At 50.9% G+C, this 14,394-nt stretch carries 17 protein-coding genes; 11 read left to right on the top strand and 6 right to left on the bottom strand.

All coding sequences use genetic code 11. The annotated features are described in order from the left end of the window. Both ligA and zipA read right to left on the bottom strand, forming a co-directional pair. Nucleotides 1-2,010, bottom strand: a complete 2,010-nt coding sequence (ligA, locus tag FCN78_RS03850) for an NAD-dependent DNA ligase LigA (RefSeq protein WP_077658808.1) — start codon at nucleotides 2,008-2,010, stop codon at nucleotides 1-3. Between the two features lie 111 nt (nucleotides 2,011-2,121). Beyond that, nucleotides 2,122-3,084, bottom strand: a complete 963-nt coding sequence (gene zipA / locus FCN78_RS03845) for a cell division protein ZipA (protein WP_069361099.1) — start codon at nucleotides 3,082-3,084, stop codon at nucleotides 2,122-2,124. 309 nt (nucleotides 3,085-3,393) lie between these two features. Here zipA and cysZ point away from each other — a divergent pair, with 309 nt between their 5' ends. The 5 genes from cysZ to crr all read left to right on the top strand — a co-directional run bounded on the left by cysZ (nucleotide 3,394) and on the right by crr (nucleotide 8,193). After that, entirely contained in the window at nucleotides 3,394-4,152 is a 759-nt protein-coding gene (gene cysZ / locus FCN78_RS03840) for a sulfate transporter CysZ (RefSeq protein WP_077658807.1), read from the top strand. 170 nt (nucleotides 4,153-4,322) lie between these two features. Next, on the top strand, nucleotides 4,323-5,291 hold the full coding sequence (gene cysK, locus FCN78_RS03835) for a cysteine synthase A (protein ID WP_069361101.1): 969 nt from the start codon (nucleotides 4,323-4,325) through the stop codon (nucleotides 5,289-5,291). A gap of 317 nt (nucleotides 5,292-5,608) precedes the next feature. After that, nucleotides 5,609-5,866 carry a phosphocarrier protein Hpr gene (gene ptsH, locus FCN78_RS03830; protein WP_069361102.1) on the top strand — a complete coding sequence of 86 codons (258 nt, stop codon included), beginning with the start codon at nucleotides 5,609-5,611 and terminating at the stop codon, nucleotides 5,864-5,866. 50 nt (nucleotides 5,867-5,916) lie between these two features. Beyond that, entirely contained in the window at nucleotides 5,917-7,644 is a 1,728-nt protein-coding gene (ptsI, locus tag FCN78_RS03825; RefSeq protein WP_069361103.1) for a phosphoenolpyruvate-protein phosphotransferase PtsI, read from the top strand. 39 nt (nucleotides 7,645-7,683) lie between these two features. Beyond that, nucleotides 7,684-8,193 (top strand): PTS glucose transporter subunit IIA, encoded by a 510-nt coding sequence (crr, locus tag FCN78_RS03820; protein ID WP_069361104.1) that lies wholly within the window; start codon nucleotides 7,684-7,686, stop codon nucleotides 8,191-8,193. A 68-nt stretch (nucleotides 8,194-8,261) separates the two neighbouring features. On the opposite strand, the gene FCN78_RS03815 is transcribed toward crr, so the two are convergent. After that, complete coding sequence (locus FCN78_RS03815; RefSeq protein WP_158014611.1) at nucleotides 8,262-8,711, bottom strand: DUF2919 family protein; 450 nt, start codon at nucleotides 8,709-8,711, stop codon at nucleotides 8,262-8,264. 121 nt (nucleotides 8,712-8,832) lie between these two features. Between FCN78_RS03815 and FCN78_RS03810 the strand changes: the two genes are divergently transcribed. Together FCN78_RS03810 and FCN78_RS03805 are read left to right on the top strand one after the other, a co-directional pair. Beyond that, nucleotides 8,833-9,177 carry a DUF2956 domain-containing protein gene (locus tag FCN78_RS03810; RefSeq protein WP_077658806.1) on the top strand — a complete coding sequence of 115 codons (345 nt, stop codon included), beginning with the start codon at nucleotides 8,833-8,835 and terminating at the stop codon, nucleotides 9,175-9,177. A gap of 65 nt (nucleotides 9,178-9,242) precedes the next feature. Further along, nucleotides 9,243-9,623 carry a DUF1499 domain-containing protein gene (locus tag FCN78_RS03805; RefSeq protein WP_158014675.1) on the top strand — a complete coding sequence of 127 codons (381 nt, stop codon included), beginning with the start codon at nucleotides 9,243-9,245 and terminating at the stop codon, nucleotides 9,621-9,623. Here the strand turns inward: FCN78_RS03805 and FCN78_RS03800 are convergent. After that, nucleotides 9,620-9,898 carry a winged helix-turn-helix domain-containing protein gene (locus FCN78_RS03800; RefSeq protein WP_025740011.1) on the bottom strand — a complete coding sequence of 93 codons (279 nt, stop codon included), beginning with the start codon at nucleotides 9,896-9,898 and terminating at the stop codon, nucleotides 9,620-9,622. The genes FCN78_RS03805 and FCN78_RS03800 overlap by 4 nt on opposite strands. Nucleotides 9,899-10,122: 224 nt before the next feature. On the opposite strand from FCN78_RS03800, the gene FCN78_RS03795 reads away from it, so the two are divergent. Genes FCN78_RS03795 through FCN78_RS03780 form a run of 4 tightly spaced genes read left to right on the top strand, consistent with a single transcriptional unit; the run spans nucleotide 10,123 to nucleotide 12,516 of the window. After that, a complete protein-coding gene (locus FCN78_RS03795) occupies nucleotides 10,123-10,467 on the top strand; it encodes an ArsC family reductase (protein ID WP_077485435.1) in 345 nt (114 codons plus the stop codon). 38 nt (nucleotides 10,468-10,505) lie between these two features. After that, on the top strand, nucleotides 10,506-11,639 hold the full coding sequence (dapE, locus tag FCN78_RS03790; RefSeq protein WP_069361109.1) for a succinyl-diaminopimelate desuccinylase: 1,134 nt from the start codon (nucleotides 10,506-10,508) through the stop codon (nucleotides 11,637-11,639). Further along, nucleotides 11,639-12,334, top strand: a complete 696-nt coding sequence (locus FCN78_RS03785; protein ID WP_077658804.1) for a M15 family metallopeptidase — start codon at nucleotides 11,639-11,641, stop codon at nucleotides 12,332-12,334. The genes dapE and FCN78_RS03785 overlap by 1 nt, the downstream gene beginning before the upstream one ends. After that, on the top strand, nucleotides 12,322-12,516 hold the full coding sequence (locus tag FCN78_RS03780) for a DUF2897 family protein (protein WP_077520278.1): 195 nt from the start codon (nucleotides 12,322-12,324) through the stop codon (nucleotides 12,514-12,516). The genes FCN78_RS03785 and FCN78_RS03780 overlap by 13 nt, the downstream gene beginning before the upstream one ends. 69 nt (nucleotides 12,517-12,585) lie before the next feature. Here the strand turns inward: FCN78_RS03780 and purC are convergent, their stop codons facing one another. Then, nucleotides 12,586-13,299, bottom strand: coding sequence for a phosphoribosylaminoimidazolesuccinocarboxamide synthase (purC, locus tag FCN78_RS03775; protein WP_069361112.1), 714 nt, complete (start codon nucleotides 13,297-13,299; stop codon nucleotides 12,586-12,588). Between the two features lie 58 nt (nucleotides 13,300-13,357). Further along, nucleotides 13,358-14,386, bottom strand: a complete 1,029-nt coding sequence (gene bamC / locus FCN78_RS03770; protein WP_077658803.1) for an outer membrane protein assembly factor BamC — start codon at nucleotides 14,384-14,386, stop codon at nucleotides 13,358-13,360. Nucleotides 14,387-14,394: the final 8 nt, after the last annotated feature.

Below are 14,394 nucleotides of genomic sequence, written 5' to 3'. Positions count from 1 at the left end.
CTACTGATTAAGCATGGCAATCATTTGATCTTCATCGAGTACAGTGACGCCCAGATCTTGCGCTTTGGTGAGTTTGGAGCCTGCGGCCTCCCCCGCCACTAACATGTCGGTTTTTGCCGAGACACTGCCCGTCACTTTCGCGCCCAACGCCTGTAACGCCGCTTTGGCATCACTGCGAGACATTTGCGATAAGGTGCCCGTCAGGACAATGGTTTTACCGGCTAACGGTTGCGCATCTGGCTCTGACGGCGCGCTGATTTCGGGCCAGTGGATCCCAGTTGCCAGTAGGGCTTCTAGCACACTCTGGTTGTGCGGCTCGGCAAAGAAGCGAACGATGTGGCCTGCGACAATCGCACCCACGTCCGGCACGTTAATGAGAGCCTCTTCATCGGCCGCGCGCAACGCGTCGAGGGTATGAAAGTGCAAAGCGAGATTTTGCGCGGTCGCCTCGCCCACTTCACGAATGCCCAAGGCATAAATAAAGCGTGGCAAGGTGGTGGCTTTGGCTTTTTCCAGTGCATCAACCAAGTTTTGCGCTGATTTTGGCCCCATTCTGTCGAGCTGCGTCACCCGACCGGGCGTCAAGGTAAAGAGATCGGCTGGCGTCTCAATCAGTTCTTTTTCGATTAACTGCTCGACGATTTTATCGCCCAAGCCATCAATATCCATGGCTTTACGAGACGCAAAGTGTTTAATCGCTTCTTTGCGCTGTGCCAGACAAATTAATCCGCCGGTGCAGCGTGCGACCGCTTCCCCCTCGATACGGGTCACCGCTGAATCACAGACCGGACACGCATCGGGAAACACTATTGGTTGTGCCTGATCAGGACGCCGGCTTTCCACCACACCAACAACTTGAGGGATGACATCACCGGCACGGCGGATCACCACAGTATCACCAATATGAACGCCTAACCGTTCGATTTCATCACCGTTGTGCAAGGTGGCATTACTGACCGTGACGCCGCCCACGAACACAGGCTCAAGCTTGGCAACTGGCGTAATGGCCCCAGTGCGGCCCACTTGGAACTCCACATCGTTGACAGTGGTGATTTCTTCTTGCGCCGGGAATTTGTAAGCTATCGCCCAACGAGGCGCGCGCGCCACAAACCCTAACCGTTCTTGGCTGGCAATGCTGTCAACTTTGATGACGACACCGTCTATTTCGTAGGGCAGTGCATCACGGCGCGCCATAATGTCTTGGTAGTAGGCTTTCACGCCGTCTAGGCCTTCCACCCGTTTCACTTCTGGACTGAGCGCTAGGCCCCACTGTTTGAGCTTCTGTAAGCGCTCACTTTGCCCTTGGCCGAAGGGAGTCGACATCACGCCCACCGCATAGGCATAGAAACTCAATGGTCGGTTAGCGGCGATTTTGGGGTCCAGTTGACGCAGGCTGCCTGCCGCCGCATTGCGCGGGTTGGCAAAGGTTTTATCGCCTTTTTTAAGCGCGGCCTCGTTAAGTGCCTCGAAGCCCGCTTTCGGCATGAAGACCTCACCACGCACTTCGAGCCGCGTTGGCCAATCCCCTTTCTGTAAGGTAAGGGGGACGTTGCGAATGGTTTTGACGTTGTGGGTGATGTTCTCGCCGGTGGTGCCATCTCCCCGCGTCGCAGCTTGAACCAGCTCACCATTTTCGTAAATCAGGCTCACCGCTAAACCATCGAGCTTGGGCTCACAGGTGTAGGTGACCGGCTCGCCATCACCGAGTCTATCTTTAACACGGCGTTCAAAGTCAGCCAGATCGTCATCACTGAAGGCATTCCCCAAAGATAACATCGCCAACTCGTGGGTGACCGTCTCAAACGCGCTAAGCGGTGCGCCACCGACTCGCTGACTCGGTGAGTCGCTAGTTATCCATTCAGGGTGTGCCGCCTCAATGGCCAATAAGTCTTGCATCAGGCGGTCGTACTCGGCATCGGGCAGCTCTGGGCTGTCTTCAACGTAGTACCGGTAGGCGTGATAGTTAAGCTGGTGCTTTAAATCATCGAGTTGTTGTTTGCTGTAAGCCATGTTTGATTCGTCGTCTGAGCGGAGTCGGTTGCGGGCAAGTATATCGATAAATCACAGACAGCGGGAGCCATGTCCCGCTGTATGCTTAAACCGTGGTCGCGTTAGCGCAGGCTATTTGGCCATAAAGGCTTTGACGCGCTCGCGATATTCATCCAATCGTGACGGGGTCATCATGGTGCGTGAATCATCCAGCACTAATCCGCCCAACTCGTCCGCAATTTGCTGGGCCGTTTGCAGCATAAGCTTAAAGTTTTGCTCTGGCTCACCGTAACACGGCAGGGTCATGAAAAAGCTAATACCCGGCGTTTCAAAGCTTTCGCTATGGCTTACATCGAAGGTACCGGGTTTGACCATATTGGCCACACTGAATAAGACTTTTCCACTCCCCGATAGATCAGAGTGGCGATGATAAATACCCATATCACCAAAACGGAGGCCGTATTGCTCAAGGATCGGGATCAGTTCAAGGCCAGTGAATACGTCACTATTGTTCGCGTGCACATGCAAAACCAGCACTTCTGTCTCATCCGCGGCTTCATCCGCCTGTGGCGATTCATCACTGTGTTGCGACTCGCCCTGCTCAGCCGTTTCTGTATCACCTTGACGCGCGCTTTGCGCTGGCGCTAATGGCTCATCATCAGCCATGGTCGCGTGTGCCTGCGGCATCTCTGGTTCTTCATTATCGTGATTTGCCGCTTGCGGGGTGGCGGCTGAAAACGAAGGTTCATCGTCAGTGGCGGACATTGAAGGATACAGGGGTTGTTCAGGTTCAGACTGGGGGCCAGGTTGCCCAGCGAACAAGGGGTCGACGTCAGGTTTCTCCCCAAAGTTCATCGCTGGCTCTTGGCGCACAGGTTTGTCGCTTTCGCTTTTAGCGCGACTGACGACTCTGACGGCGCCAATACCATCTTGGTCAAACTTTTGATCGTCACTGTCGTCATCCAGCTTTCCCAACGGCTTTTCACCAAACTTGGTCGTCTTTTCTTTCTTGTTTGTCCAGAGGCCATGCAAAAGCAAAGCTGCGATTGCTAGTGCCCCCAACACAATCAGTACAAGGCGCAATTCCTGCATCATCGATTCTCAAATCTATCTATGTTCAGCGTTTTGATTCGCTTATGTCACAACGCCAACCAGGTTGCAAAGGTTAGTGTGATCATAAGCGGGGCCTGTTGGCTGACGCAATGCGTTAATGGTCAACTTAGTTAACTGTATCAAAAGTTGGGGAGAATTTAACGAATCAAGACACACAAATCGTTAAACTTTCCCATTATTGGGTCGTTGTCATCGCAATGATTCCCCCCGTAATATAGCGCACACCGTTATTTTTGTATCGACCGCATGTATGCGGCTTGTTGTGACCGACATTGTTCTCAAGGAGATATCATGGCGAATTATGCTCGCCCTCGCCCCCAAAGTGGTGCTGGTTATCTGTTCCAAGGCTTTTCTCTGATGATGGCACCCGGCTTACGCCGGTTTGTAATCATTCCTATTTTGATCAATGTGTTGCTGCTGGGTGGCGCGTTCATCTATTTGCTTTCGCAGGTGGGTGACTGGATCGAACATTGGATGGCCAGTCTACCTGAGTGGTTGTCCTGGCTCTCTTTTTTGATTTGGCCTTTAGTGGTGATTGCTATCTTGGTCGTATTCTCCTACGTGTTCAGCACACTGGCAAACTGGATAGCCGCGCCCTTTAATGGCTTGCTGGCCGAGCATGTGGAGGCAAAGCTGTCAGGCACACGGGCACCGGATGATGGCTTGGCTGGTATCATTAAAGATATCCCGCGGGTGATGAAACGAGAGTGGCAAAAACTCGCCTACTACATCCCCAGAGCATTAGGCTTTTTACTGCTGCTATGGATCCCCGCGGTTGGACAAACCGTGGGGCCAGTGATCTGGTTTTTGTTTAGCGCGTGGATGATGGCGATTCAATACTGTGATTATCCGTTCGATAATCACAAGGTGTCGTTTCCCGCCATGCGCCAGACGTTAAACCAACAACGGGGCGCATCGCTTAGCTTTGGCGCAATAGTCATGCTGTTTACCATGACTCCTTTTCTCAACCTACTGGTGATGCCTGCGGCAGTATGCGGCGCAACCGCTATGTGGGTGGATAAACACAAATCCTCATTGGGGCGCCATTAATCTGGACCGTCTACGCGAAAGCTCACATCCACAATGTGGGCTTTTTTCGTTTAACCAATCAGTTATTGGTTAATGTCACAATAAGATATAACCAACCGATCCTTTCAAAACCAAGCAGCAGAGATATGCTTGGAGGGTGATTAAAATCGGTGTCATGAAGGAACGATACAATGGGCAAGATTTACGAAGACAATACACAAACCATCGGAAACACACCGCTAGTTCGCCTAAACCGCGTGGCGAAGCCAAACGTGCTGGCCAAAGTTGAAGCACGCAACCCAAGCTTTAGCGTCAAGTGCCGTATCGGTGCCAATATGATCTGGGATGCAGAGAAAAAAGGCACCCTCAAACCCGGTATCGAATTGATTGAGCCGACCAGTGGTAACACGGGTATCGCGCTTGCCTATGTCGCGGCAGCACGTGGTTATAAGCTGACCCTAACCATGCCGGAGTCAATGAGCCTTGAGCGCCGTAAACTGCTCAAAGCCATGGGCGCGAAGCTGGTGCTGACCGAAGCGCCAAAAGGCATGAAAGGCGCGATTGCCAAAGCGGAAGAAATCATGGCAGCAGAGCCAGGTAAATATCTGATGCTGCAACAGTTCGACAACCCCGCCAACCCTGAAATCCATGAAAAGACCACTGGGCCTGAAATCTGGGAAGACACTGACGGCGAAATCGATGTGTTTGTATCCGGTGTTGGCACTGGTGGCACCCTAACCGGTGTCAGCCGCTACATTAAAAACACCCAAGGCAAAGCCATTACCACAGTCGCCGTCGAGCCTGCCGAGTCGCCAGTGATTGCGCAAACCATCGCGGGACAAGACGTGCAACCTGCCCCTCACAAAATTCAAGGTATTGGCGCGGGCTTTGTGCCGAAAAACTTGGATGTCACGCTTGTTGACCAAGTGGTGTCTGTCAGCTCAGACGAAGCCATTGCCATGGCTCGCCGCCTGATGGAAGAAGAAGGCATCTTGGGCGGGATTTCTTCAGGTGCCGCAGTAGTTGCGGCTAACAAAATTGCCGAGCTTCCCGAGTTTGCAAATAAGAAGATCGTCACAATTTTGCCAAGTGCAGCAGAGCGTTATCTCAGCTCGCCACTGTTTGCTGGCATGTTCACCGAGCTGGAAACTGAGCAGTAACAGCAGGTTAGCCAACAAGCCTTTACAACCCCCTATTCGCAAAGGCCCAAATTGGGCCTTTTTTGTTTGATTTTTATATTAAGCTTTAGTAAAACACGTCTGCCTTTTTATTTTCCGCATCAAAATAAAAGCCCTCGCGCCTAATGAGTGGAAGGTCAAAAATGGCAAAAAGATGACACGAAATTGACATGGATTAAGCTATCAGGTCGATTTCTTGGTTAGGTTAGCGTCAACGGATAGCGAAGTCGCCCGTTAGCGGTTAAGCTAACCTTATATTTAATACATAGATTTAAAAAAATACAGAAACGGGGTGAATCATGTATCAGAAGCAAGTTGAGATTACTGCAGAAAACGGCCTACACACTCGTCCAGCGGCGCAGTTCGTTAAAGAAGCGAAAAGCTACGACGCTGACATCACTGTTGAATCTAACGGTAAGAGCGCGAGCGCAAAAAGCCTATTTAAACTTCAAACCCTTGGCTTGACCAAAGGCACTATGGTGACTATTTCTGCTGAAGGTGCGCAAGCACAACAAGCCGTTGATCACCTAGTAAAACTGATGGACGAGCTGGAGTAATCCGGCTCTTTTTCTATCGGTTTTAAGTTGGATAAACGTAAGGTAAAGCTATGATTTCAGGCATCCTGGCATCACCTGGTATTGCTTTTGGTAAAGCACTGCTGCTGCAAGAAGAAGACGTTGTTATCAATAAAGATAAGATTGCTGCGTCTCAAATCGATCAAGAAATTCAGCGCGTATTGGATGCTCGCGAACAGTCTAAGACGCAACTCGAAGCGATCAAGGACAAAGCAAGGGAGACCTTCGGCGAAGAGAAAGAAGCTATCTTCGAAGGTCATATCATGCTACTTGAAGATGAGGAACTCGAAGAAGAGATCGTCAGCTTCATCAAGTCAAACCTAGCGACCGCTGATCACGCTATCTATAGCGTTATCGAAGAACAAGCGGTCACGCTTGAGTCACTCGACGACGATTATCTGAAAGAGCGTGCCGCGGATATCCGTGACATCGGTTCACGCTTCGTCAAAAACGCACTTGGCATCAATATGGTGTCGTTGAGCGCTATCAACGAAGAAGTGATCCTGGTTGCAAACGACCTGACGCCTTCAGAAACAGCACAGGTTGACCTGAATTATGTGCTTGGTTTCATCACCGACATTGGTGGTCGCACTTCACACTCTTCAATCATGGCACGCTCGCTTGAGTTGCCAGCGATTGTAGGCACCAATGATGCGACCAACAAAATACAAAACGGCGACATGCTGGTGCTTGATGCGATTAACAACCAAATCGTTGTCAACCCTTCAGACGAAGAACTCAGCAAATTCAAAGTGATTCGTGACCAACACATCGCCGAGAAAGCGGAACTGGCGAAGCTTAAAGATCTGCCAGCCATTACGCTTGACGGTCACCAAGTCGAAGTGTGCGGTAACGTAGGCACGGTCAAAGACTGTGACGGCGTAAACCGTAACGGCGGTGAAGGTGTGGGGCTTTATCGCACCGAGTTCCTGTTTATGGACCGCGACGCGCTTCCGACTGAAGAAGAGCAATACCAAGCTTACAAAGCGGTAGCGAAAGCGATTGATGGCCATCCTGTGATCATCCGCACCATGGATATCGGCGGTGACAAAGATCTGCCTTATATGAACTTGCCGGAAGAAATGAACCCATTCTTGGGTTGGCGTGCAGTTCGTATTAGCCTCGATCGTCGCGAAATTCTTCGCGATCAGCTTCGTGCTATTCTTCGTGCTTCGGCGCACGGTAAAATCCGTGTGATGTTCCCGATGATCATTTCTGTCGAAGAAATCCGAGAGCTGAAAGAAGCGATCGAGACCTACAAAGCAGAACTGCGCCAAGAAGGTCACGACTTCGACGCCGATCTGGAAATCGGTGTGATGGTTGAGACGCCAGCCGCGGCTGCGATCGCTCACCACCTCGCGAAAGAAGTGGAATTCTTCAGCATTGGCACCAACGATTTGACTCAGTATACCTTGGCGGTCGATCGTGGTAATGAGCTGATTTCGCACCTGTATAACCCTCTGTCTCCTGCTGTATTGACGGTTATCAAGCAAGTGATTGATGCCTCACATGCGGAAGGTAAATGGACCGGGATGTGCGGAGAGCTTGCAGGTGACGAGAAAGCAACGTTACTATTGATGGGAATGGGTTTGGATGAGTTTAGTATGAGTGCCATCTCTATCCCTCGCATCAAGAAGATTATCCGTAATGCCAACTTTGCTGATGTGAAAGCGATGGCCGACAAAGCACTCACTTTGCCAACTGCGGCAGAAATCGAGGCCTATGTCGAAAAATTTATTGCGGAAAAAACCGCTTGCTAATATACAATCAGCAAAGAATCACTGCTTAGGAGCAACACTATGGGTCTGTTCGACAAACTGAAGAAGTTGGTGTCTGAAGACGGCAACGACGCAAGTGCCATTGAAATTATCGCCCCATTGTCGGGTGAGATCGTCAACATCGAAGACGTACCTGACGTTGTGTTTGCTGAGAAAATCGTCGGTGATGGTGTTGCGATTAAACCATCAGGCGACAAGATGGTTGCGCCAGTTAACGGCACTATCGGTAAGATTTTCGAAACCAACCACGCTTTTTCAATTGAGTCAGATGACGGCGTTGAGCTGTTCGTACACTTTGGTATCGACACCGTCGAGCTAAAAGGCGAAGGTTTCAAACGCATTGCGGAAGAAGGTCAAACGGTGAAAGCCGGTGACACCGTGATCGAATTTGATTTAGGCATGCTCGAAGAGAAAGCCAAATCAACACTGACACCAGTGGTTATCTCTAACATGGACGAAATCAAAGAGCTAACTAAGCTCTCTGGTGCCGTCACTGTAGGCGAAACCTCTGTATTGCGCGTCACTAAGTAATTCAGATTTCTTAGTGAAGAAAAACGCAGCCTCGTGCTGCGTTTTTTTATGCCCGATGCTTGTCCTGTTTATGTGAACTGGTAAAAAAAGCGCTTCACTCGCCGGCTTCTCAGCCAATAAAGACTCGCCCATACTAACCAAAGCCCATGCAAGGCAAGCAACCAATCAAATCGTCCCCCCGTCATCGTGAGCGTATGCGCCACTTGATAGGCTTCCCACGTCCACAACAGCCATACCCACCAATAACCCAAGTGCCAATGCTGTGTTAACCATTCAGGCGCCTTGTCGCAGCTTCCCACCAACAGTAATAGCGCAAGCGGCACTAAACCAATCACTAAGCTGAGATAAAACGCAGACGTGTCAGGATAAACCAGCGCGAGCAGCTCGCTGCCCTGCTCTCGGCTCACTCCAGCCATCGCCAGTAGCCACCATGCGCGACTTAACAGTAGTAGGCACAACACGGCGATCTGGGGCGCTTTGATGTACCCTTTGTCGTCGAAATGATGAAACGTGTCCATAAGATTTTTGATTGAGAAGTCACGCATTTACCATGGCGACATGCGATAAAAACTGCAAGCGCAAAAGCAAAATTTGTTATCCTAGGGGCGAGCCATTTATTTAGCGTTATATGGAGCCTTCATGGCCAAAGCAAAAGCAACGATTTCGCCCGAGACGCAACAAGACGCCATGCGCGTTGCCAAAGCCACGCAAAAGCCCGGACAAACCAAGGCTCAGACAAAACTGATCGCTCAGGGGATTGAGAAAGGGATTGCGCAGTACAAAAAAGAACAAAAGGCAAAGGCGCGAGCACAGGATAAAGCACGAAAGAAACAGCAAAAGGCGACACCGACCGTCGAACAACCTCGCGAGCCTGCGTCTTCCTCTCAACCACCCCCACAGGATAAAGGCTACCGCCATTTACCTTGGCTTTTACTCGTCTTAAGCTGGATAGGATTTATTGGTTACGCGCTCGTGGGGGCATAATGGGAAAAAATCTGCTCGGCCTCATTGTCGTTTTTACGCTGTTCGGCTGCTCAAAAGGAGGCCCCATGGCAAAACAACCGCCTGTCACTGCCTGTGGTGACAGCCCTAATTGTGTTTCAACAGAAGACACGCGCGCAACGTTTCAGTTAGCGCCTTTGCGGCTGGCTAACACCGACGTTGCCTTGGCTAACATTGTTGAGAAAATTGCCTCAATGCCCCATGCAGAACTCGTTTCAGCCCAAGACAACTACGCACACTTACGCTTCACCACCCGGGTGTTGCGCTTTGTCGATGATGTTGAAGTCTCACTCAACGGAGACCAGATTGCGCTTCGCTCTGCCTCTCGTGTCGGCTATTACGACTTTGGCGCAAACCGTCGGCGTGCAGATGCTATTCGCCGTACACTCATTGAGGCGAAATTAGTCACACCCTCTGGTGCGCATTAGTTGATATAAGAGCGAATATCTCGCTTTTTATCCTCGACCCAATCGCGACGAAACGGGCCCCAGTCTTTTAGCTGGTAATAACCATCGTTATGGCGCTTGCCATCTTGGATAAATGTCATATCAATGCCTAGCCCTGACAATGATTTGAGCACATCCTGGATCGTGCGGCGTGGCCAGCCTGTTGCCTCAATCAAACGCGGCACGTTTGGGCGCTCCATCTCTTCTACCAGTGCGGCGAGATACAAGCGCCGAGCAAATACCGGGTTGAGTTCCATATGAACCTCCAACAATTACGAATGATCCCATTATTCATGGTGCCTACTAAGAGGCTTTGCGTTTGATCAAAACGCCATCAAATCGACGTGCTGCAGGCGCATTTACCTACGCATTTCACACATTCTTGGGCCATCAAATGACGCACATGCCTGCCACGCTAGGTGTTGCGTTCATTAACCAGCAGTGTCACTCTTAAACCTTTGCCAACAAGCACGATAAGACCATGACAACTGTATTTGGGATCAAAAACTGCGACACTCTAAAAAAAGCCCTAAAGTGGTTGGATAACCAAGGTATCGACTATCAATATCACGACTATCGAAAAGATGGCCTAGACGCACAAATGCTGCAGACGTTTGTCTCAGCACTCGGCTGGGAAGCGCTAGTCAACAAACGTGGCACCACCTACCGCCAATTGAGTGATGAGCAAAAAGCCAATTTAGATCAAACCCGCGCAATCGCGATCATGCTTGATAATCCAGCGATCATTAAGCGCCCATTGCTCGTACACAACGGTAGCTATTATCTCGGCTTCAAAGAGAATCAATACGCTGATATTTTCGCGTAATGTGATAGCCGATTCATTTTTGTTGTAAGGAAACCCTGATGACTGACTCTGCCACGCTGGCTTTAGCGAAAGATCTGATAAACCGAGAATCGGTCACGCCGGAAGATGCCGGCTGCCAAGATCAAATGATTGCGCGATTAGAAGCCTTGGGCTTCACCATTGAGACCATGGTGTTTGAAGATACCACCAATCTGTGGGCCAGACGGGGAACGGAAGGCCCTCTTTTTGCTTTTGCCGGCCACACCGATGTGGTTCCCTCAGGGCCGCACGAACAATGGCACACACCGCCGTTTGAAGCGACGGTGATTGATGATCATCTCCACGGACGTGGCGCCGCCGACATGAAAGGCTCACTGGCCGCCATGGTTGTGGCCGTTGAACGTTTTATTGCCGAGCACCCAGACCACTCTGGCTCACTGGCGTTTTTAATCACCTCTGATGAAGAAGGCCCGTTTATCAATGGCACTACCCGTGTGGTCGATACTCTAATGGCGCGCGGCGAAAAGATTGACATGTGTATTGTCGGTGAGCCGTCCAGCACCCACCATGTCGGTGATGTAGTGAAAAACGGCCGTCGCGGATCCATCACAGGGGATCTCTACGTCAAAGGCACACAAGGGCATGTTGCCTACCCTCACCTTGCGACTAATCCGGTGCATCAGGCGATGCCAGCACTCACCGAGCTTGCGCAAACACTGTGGGATAAAGGCAATGCGTTTTTCCCGCCCACAAGCTTTCAAATCCCCAACATCAAGGCCGGCACGGGCGCGGCCAATGTCATTCCGGGGGAGTGCCATGCACAGTTTAACTTCCGCTTTAGTACAGAGTTGGACAGTGAAACCATCAAAAAGCGGGTTTACTCGATTTTAGACGCCCATGGGCTCGACTATACCCTTGAGTGGACGCACAGTGGTGACCCTTTCCTAACCGATAAAGGCACGTTACTGGATGCAGTGGTGGCTGCGGTGGAAGAGGTGAACCATCAAACACCAGAATTGCTGACCACTGGCGGCACCTCCGACGGACGTTTTATTGCGCAAATGGGAGCGCAAGTGATTGAACTAGGTCCGGTGAATGCCACTATCCACAAGGTCAATGAGTGTGTGAGCATCCCGGATTTAGAAAAGCTGACTGACATGTATCAAAAGGTCTTGGAGAAAGCACTCCCTTGATGCCGACACCCGCACAGCTCACAGGGCAAGACGCCTCCGCGCTAACACCGATTAACAGCCGACCTAATGCGCCCTGCTTGCACCAAGCGGTACTCGCCGACTTTGCCGCCTTACAACAGGCGGCATCGCAAGCGGGGTTCGCGCTCATGATTGCCAGCGGCTATCGCTCGTTTGCGCGCCAGTTAGCCATTTGGAATGGTAAATTTAATGGCGAAAAGCCAGTGTTAGATACTGAGAGTCGACCGTTAGATGTGTCAACATTGTCAGAGGCAGCGCGGGTCAAAGCGATACTGCGCTGGTCAGCCTTGCCAGGGGCAAGCCGCCACCATTGGGGCACAGACATAGACGTGTATGACAAGCGCGCACTGGGGCCGGATCAAAGGTTGGCGCTAACTCCACCAGAATATGATGATGGCCCTCAAGCGGCCTTCTCACAATGGCTCAAAGTGCATGCCCCCAAGTGGGGGTTCTTCCTGCCTTATGCCGAAGATAAAGGTGGGGTTGCGAGAGAGCCTTGGCATATCAGCCATATCGCCACCAGCGCCGCCCTCTTGTCAGCATTGAGCCAAGACATGCTTGCCAGCGCGATCAGCAATGCGCCTATTTGTGGTAAAGAGACTATTCTTGAGCAGTTGGATTGGATATATTCAACCTACGTCACTAACTTGTGCGAGGTGGAACAATGGAATGGCTAACCAACCCTTATGTCATTATTGCCATCGTAGTTGCCGTGGTGGTCAGTAATATCATGGCACTCAAGTACACCGCCAACGCAAAATTTGGCCTTAAGTATAAAGACAAGCCAGACAAAACCGCGTCATCCAAGGAAAACGATGCGGATAGCAAGCCATCGCAGTCTGATGAACACAAAGACTAAAATAGCGCCACGTTAATGGCGCTATTTTTCTCACTCAAAAAGCAAACGTTTGCTTTTTGAGTCCAAAAATTACAGGGTAAGGCCGATACGCTTTGCCACCTCGATGTAAGCATCCACAACACCACCTAGGCCTTGGCGGAAGCGGTCTTTATCCAGTTTTTCTCGGGTATTGGCATCCCACAATCGACAACCGTCGGGGCTAAACTCGTCACCCAGAACAATATTGCCTTGATGATCAACACCAAACTCAAGTTTGTAATCGACCAGCAATAAGTCACCGTCGGCAAACAAGGCTTTGAGAACATCATTCACCTTATAGGTCAGTGATTTCATCGTCGCCAGTTGTGCTTGTGTCGCGTAGCCCAAAGACTCACACAGGGATTCATTGACCATAGGATCGTGCAGTGCGTCGTTTTTTAAAAACAGTTCAAAGGTCGGTGGCGTCAATGCCGTACCTTCTTCGACGCCGAGGCGACGGCAAAGCGATCCGGCCGCGATGTTGCGCACCACACACTCTACTGGGATCATATCTAGCTTTTTCACCACGCACTCGGTATCGGACAATAATTGGTCCATTTGGGTGGGGATGCCCGCCTGCTCAAGCTTTTGCATGATGAAGTGATTAAATTTGTTATTCACTTCACCTTTTCGCTCAAGCTGCTCGACACGTTCGCCATCAAACGCAGACGTGTCATTGCGAAAGTGCAGAACAAAGCGGTGCTCATCCTCTGTGGCATAGACAGATTTTGCCTTACCGCGATACAACTCAGCACGTTTTTCCATTACCTATACTCTCCATTAGGCGCTAAAAGTAAGGGACGCTCACCGCGTCCCTATAAAATTACTCTGATACTTGACTCACTTGGGCAATGACCGCTTTTAGCGCTGGACTCAGCGCTTCTAACGTCGCCTCATCAACGGGTTTGCCATCGCTGTTGGTGACGTTAAGTGATGTGCGGTTGCCGAGATCGCCTAGCAACAAGGTATAGCTGTTGTCTGGGAACGAAATCGGATCAACGCCAAGAGATTGCCAACGCTCATCACTTGGCGCAACGTGACGGGTTTTTACCGTGCCCTGCGACTGGTTACGACTTTCTACCGTGAACCCTAAAGGCTTAATGATGGCTGGCAGCTTTTCCCACACTACATCATAGGGCGCACGAGCAATAATCACTGGCAGGCCACTGCGATCGGTACCAAAGCTAATCGGAATATCTGCTTGACGTTGCTCGGCCAGACGGCGCGCTTCGGCACGCAAGGCCGCATCGTGACTGACCGTGATAAGGTTGGTCATCAAGGTGTTGTAGCGCTCACGCAACGCAGGCGTGAGTGGCTCATCGCTGGCTTTCGCGCGCGAGTCAATCATATTCACCCCTAGCGCAAAACGGCGACCTTGCTCAAGACGCGATAGACGGAAGCGTGCTTGATGGGCGCTGTCTTCTTTTTCCCAAGCAATCCAACCGGTTTCTACTTGGTCTGCGGTTTGTGAGGCCACTGGAATGGTCTGCTCGCTGACCAAACGCTCCACCGTTTGCCACACTTTATCGAGTTGCTTTTCATTGGCAACCGCAAGGGTGACACCGCGGCTATCACGTTGTATCCGTGCGCCCGGGATTAAGTCCAGCACTTGGCGCGGCGGACGAATATCAACGTTCTGACCCACTTCACCATTAAAGTCTTGTGTCGGGATCTGATAATTGGTGGAAAAATACGGCGCTTGATCCGGCAAGGTTTGCCATGGCGACAACGGGGTTGTTTGCAAGTAGCCAAAGTCATCTTTGGCTTGACGACGCTGCTCGACGCCACCACTGCAGGCCACCACACTGGTGGCCATGATGGCACAAAGGCCGAGCTTAAATACTGGTTTCATTGACACTC

It is taken from the genome of Salinivibrio kushneri, from assembly GCF_005280275.1.
In the GTDB taxonomy this organism is placed as follows: Bacteria; Pseudomonadota; Gammaproteobacteria; order Enterobacterales; family Vibrionaceae; genus Salinivibrio; species Salinivibrio kushneri.
Note: the sequence above shows the minus strand (reverse complement) of the source record. Positions and strands in the feature narration are given on the sequence as shown.

Excerpts from the sequence above, each read along its gene's own strand:
- ligA (WP_077658808.1), bottom strand. The coding sequence starts at position 2,010 with ATGGCTTACAGCAAACAACAACTCGATGATTTAAAGCACCAGCTTAAC.
- zipA (WP_069361099.1), bottom strand. The coding sequence starts at position 3,084 with ATGATGCAGGAATTGCGCCTTGTACTGATTGTGTTGGGGGCACTAGCA.
- cysZ (WP_077658807.1), top strand. The coding sequence starts at position 3,394 with ATGGCGAATTATGCTCGCCCTCGCCCCCAAAGTGGTGCTGGTTATCTG.
- cysK (WP_069361101.1), top strand. The coding sequence starts at position 4,323 with ATGGGCAAGATTTACGAAGACAATACACAAACCATCGGAAACACACCG.
- ptsH (WP_069361102.1), top strand. The coding sequence starts at position 5,609 with ATGTATCAGAAGCAAGTTGAGATTACTGCAGAAAACGGCCTACACACT.
- ptsI (WP_069361103.1), top strand. The coding sequence starts at position 5,917 with ATGATTTCAGGCATCCTGGCATCACCTGGTATTGCTTTTGGTAAAGCA.
- crr (WP_069361104.1), top strand. The coding sequence starts at position 7,684 with ATGGGTCTGTTCGACAAACTGAAGAAGTTGGTGTCTGAAGACGGCAAC.
- FCN78_RS03815 (WP_158014611.1), bottom strand. The coding sequence starts at position 8,711 with ATGGACACGTTTCATCATTTCGACGACAAAGGGTACATCAAAGCGCCC.
- FCN78_RS03810 (WP_077658806.1), top strand. The coding sequence starts at position 8,833 with ATGGCCAAAGCAAAAGCAACGATTTCGCCCGAGACGCAACAAGACGCC.
- FCN78_RS03805 (WP_158014675.1), top strand. The coding sequence starts at position 9,243 with ATGGCAAAACAACCGCCTGTCACTGCCTGTGGTGACAGCCCTAATTGT.
- FCN78_RS03800 (WP_025740011.1), bottom strand. The coding sequence starts at position 9,898 with ATGGAACTCAACCCGGTATTTGCTCGGCGCTTGTATCTCGCCGCACTG.
- FCN78_RS03795 (WP_077485435.1), top strand. The coding sequence starts at position 10,123 with ATGACAACTGTATTTGGGATCAAAAACTGCGACACTCTAAAAAAAGCC.
- dapE (WP_069361109.1), top strand. The coding sequence starts at position 10,506 with ATGACTGACTCTGCCACGCTGGCTTTAGCGAAAGATCTGATAAACCGA.
- FCN78_RS03785 (WP_077658804.1), top strand. The coding sequence starts at position 11,639 with ATGCCGACACCCGCACAGCTCACAGGGCAAGACGCCTCCGCGCTAACA.
- FCN78_RS03780 (WP_077520278.1), top strand. The coding sequence starts at position 12,322 with ATGGAATGGCTAACCAACCCTTATGTCATTATTGCCATCGTAGTTGCC.
- purC (WP_069361112.1), bottom strand. The coding sequence starts at position 13,299 with ATGGAAAAACGTGCTGAGTTGTATCGCGGTAAGGCAAAATCTGTCTAT.
- bamC (WP_077658803.1), bottom strand. The coding sequence starts at position 14,386 with ATGAAACCAGTATTTAAGCTCGGCCTTTGTGCCATCATGGCCACCAGT.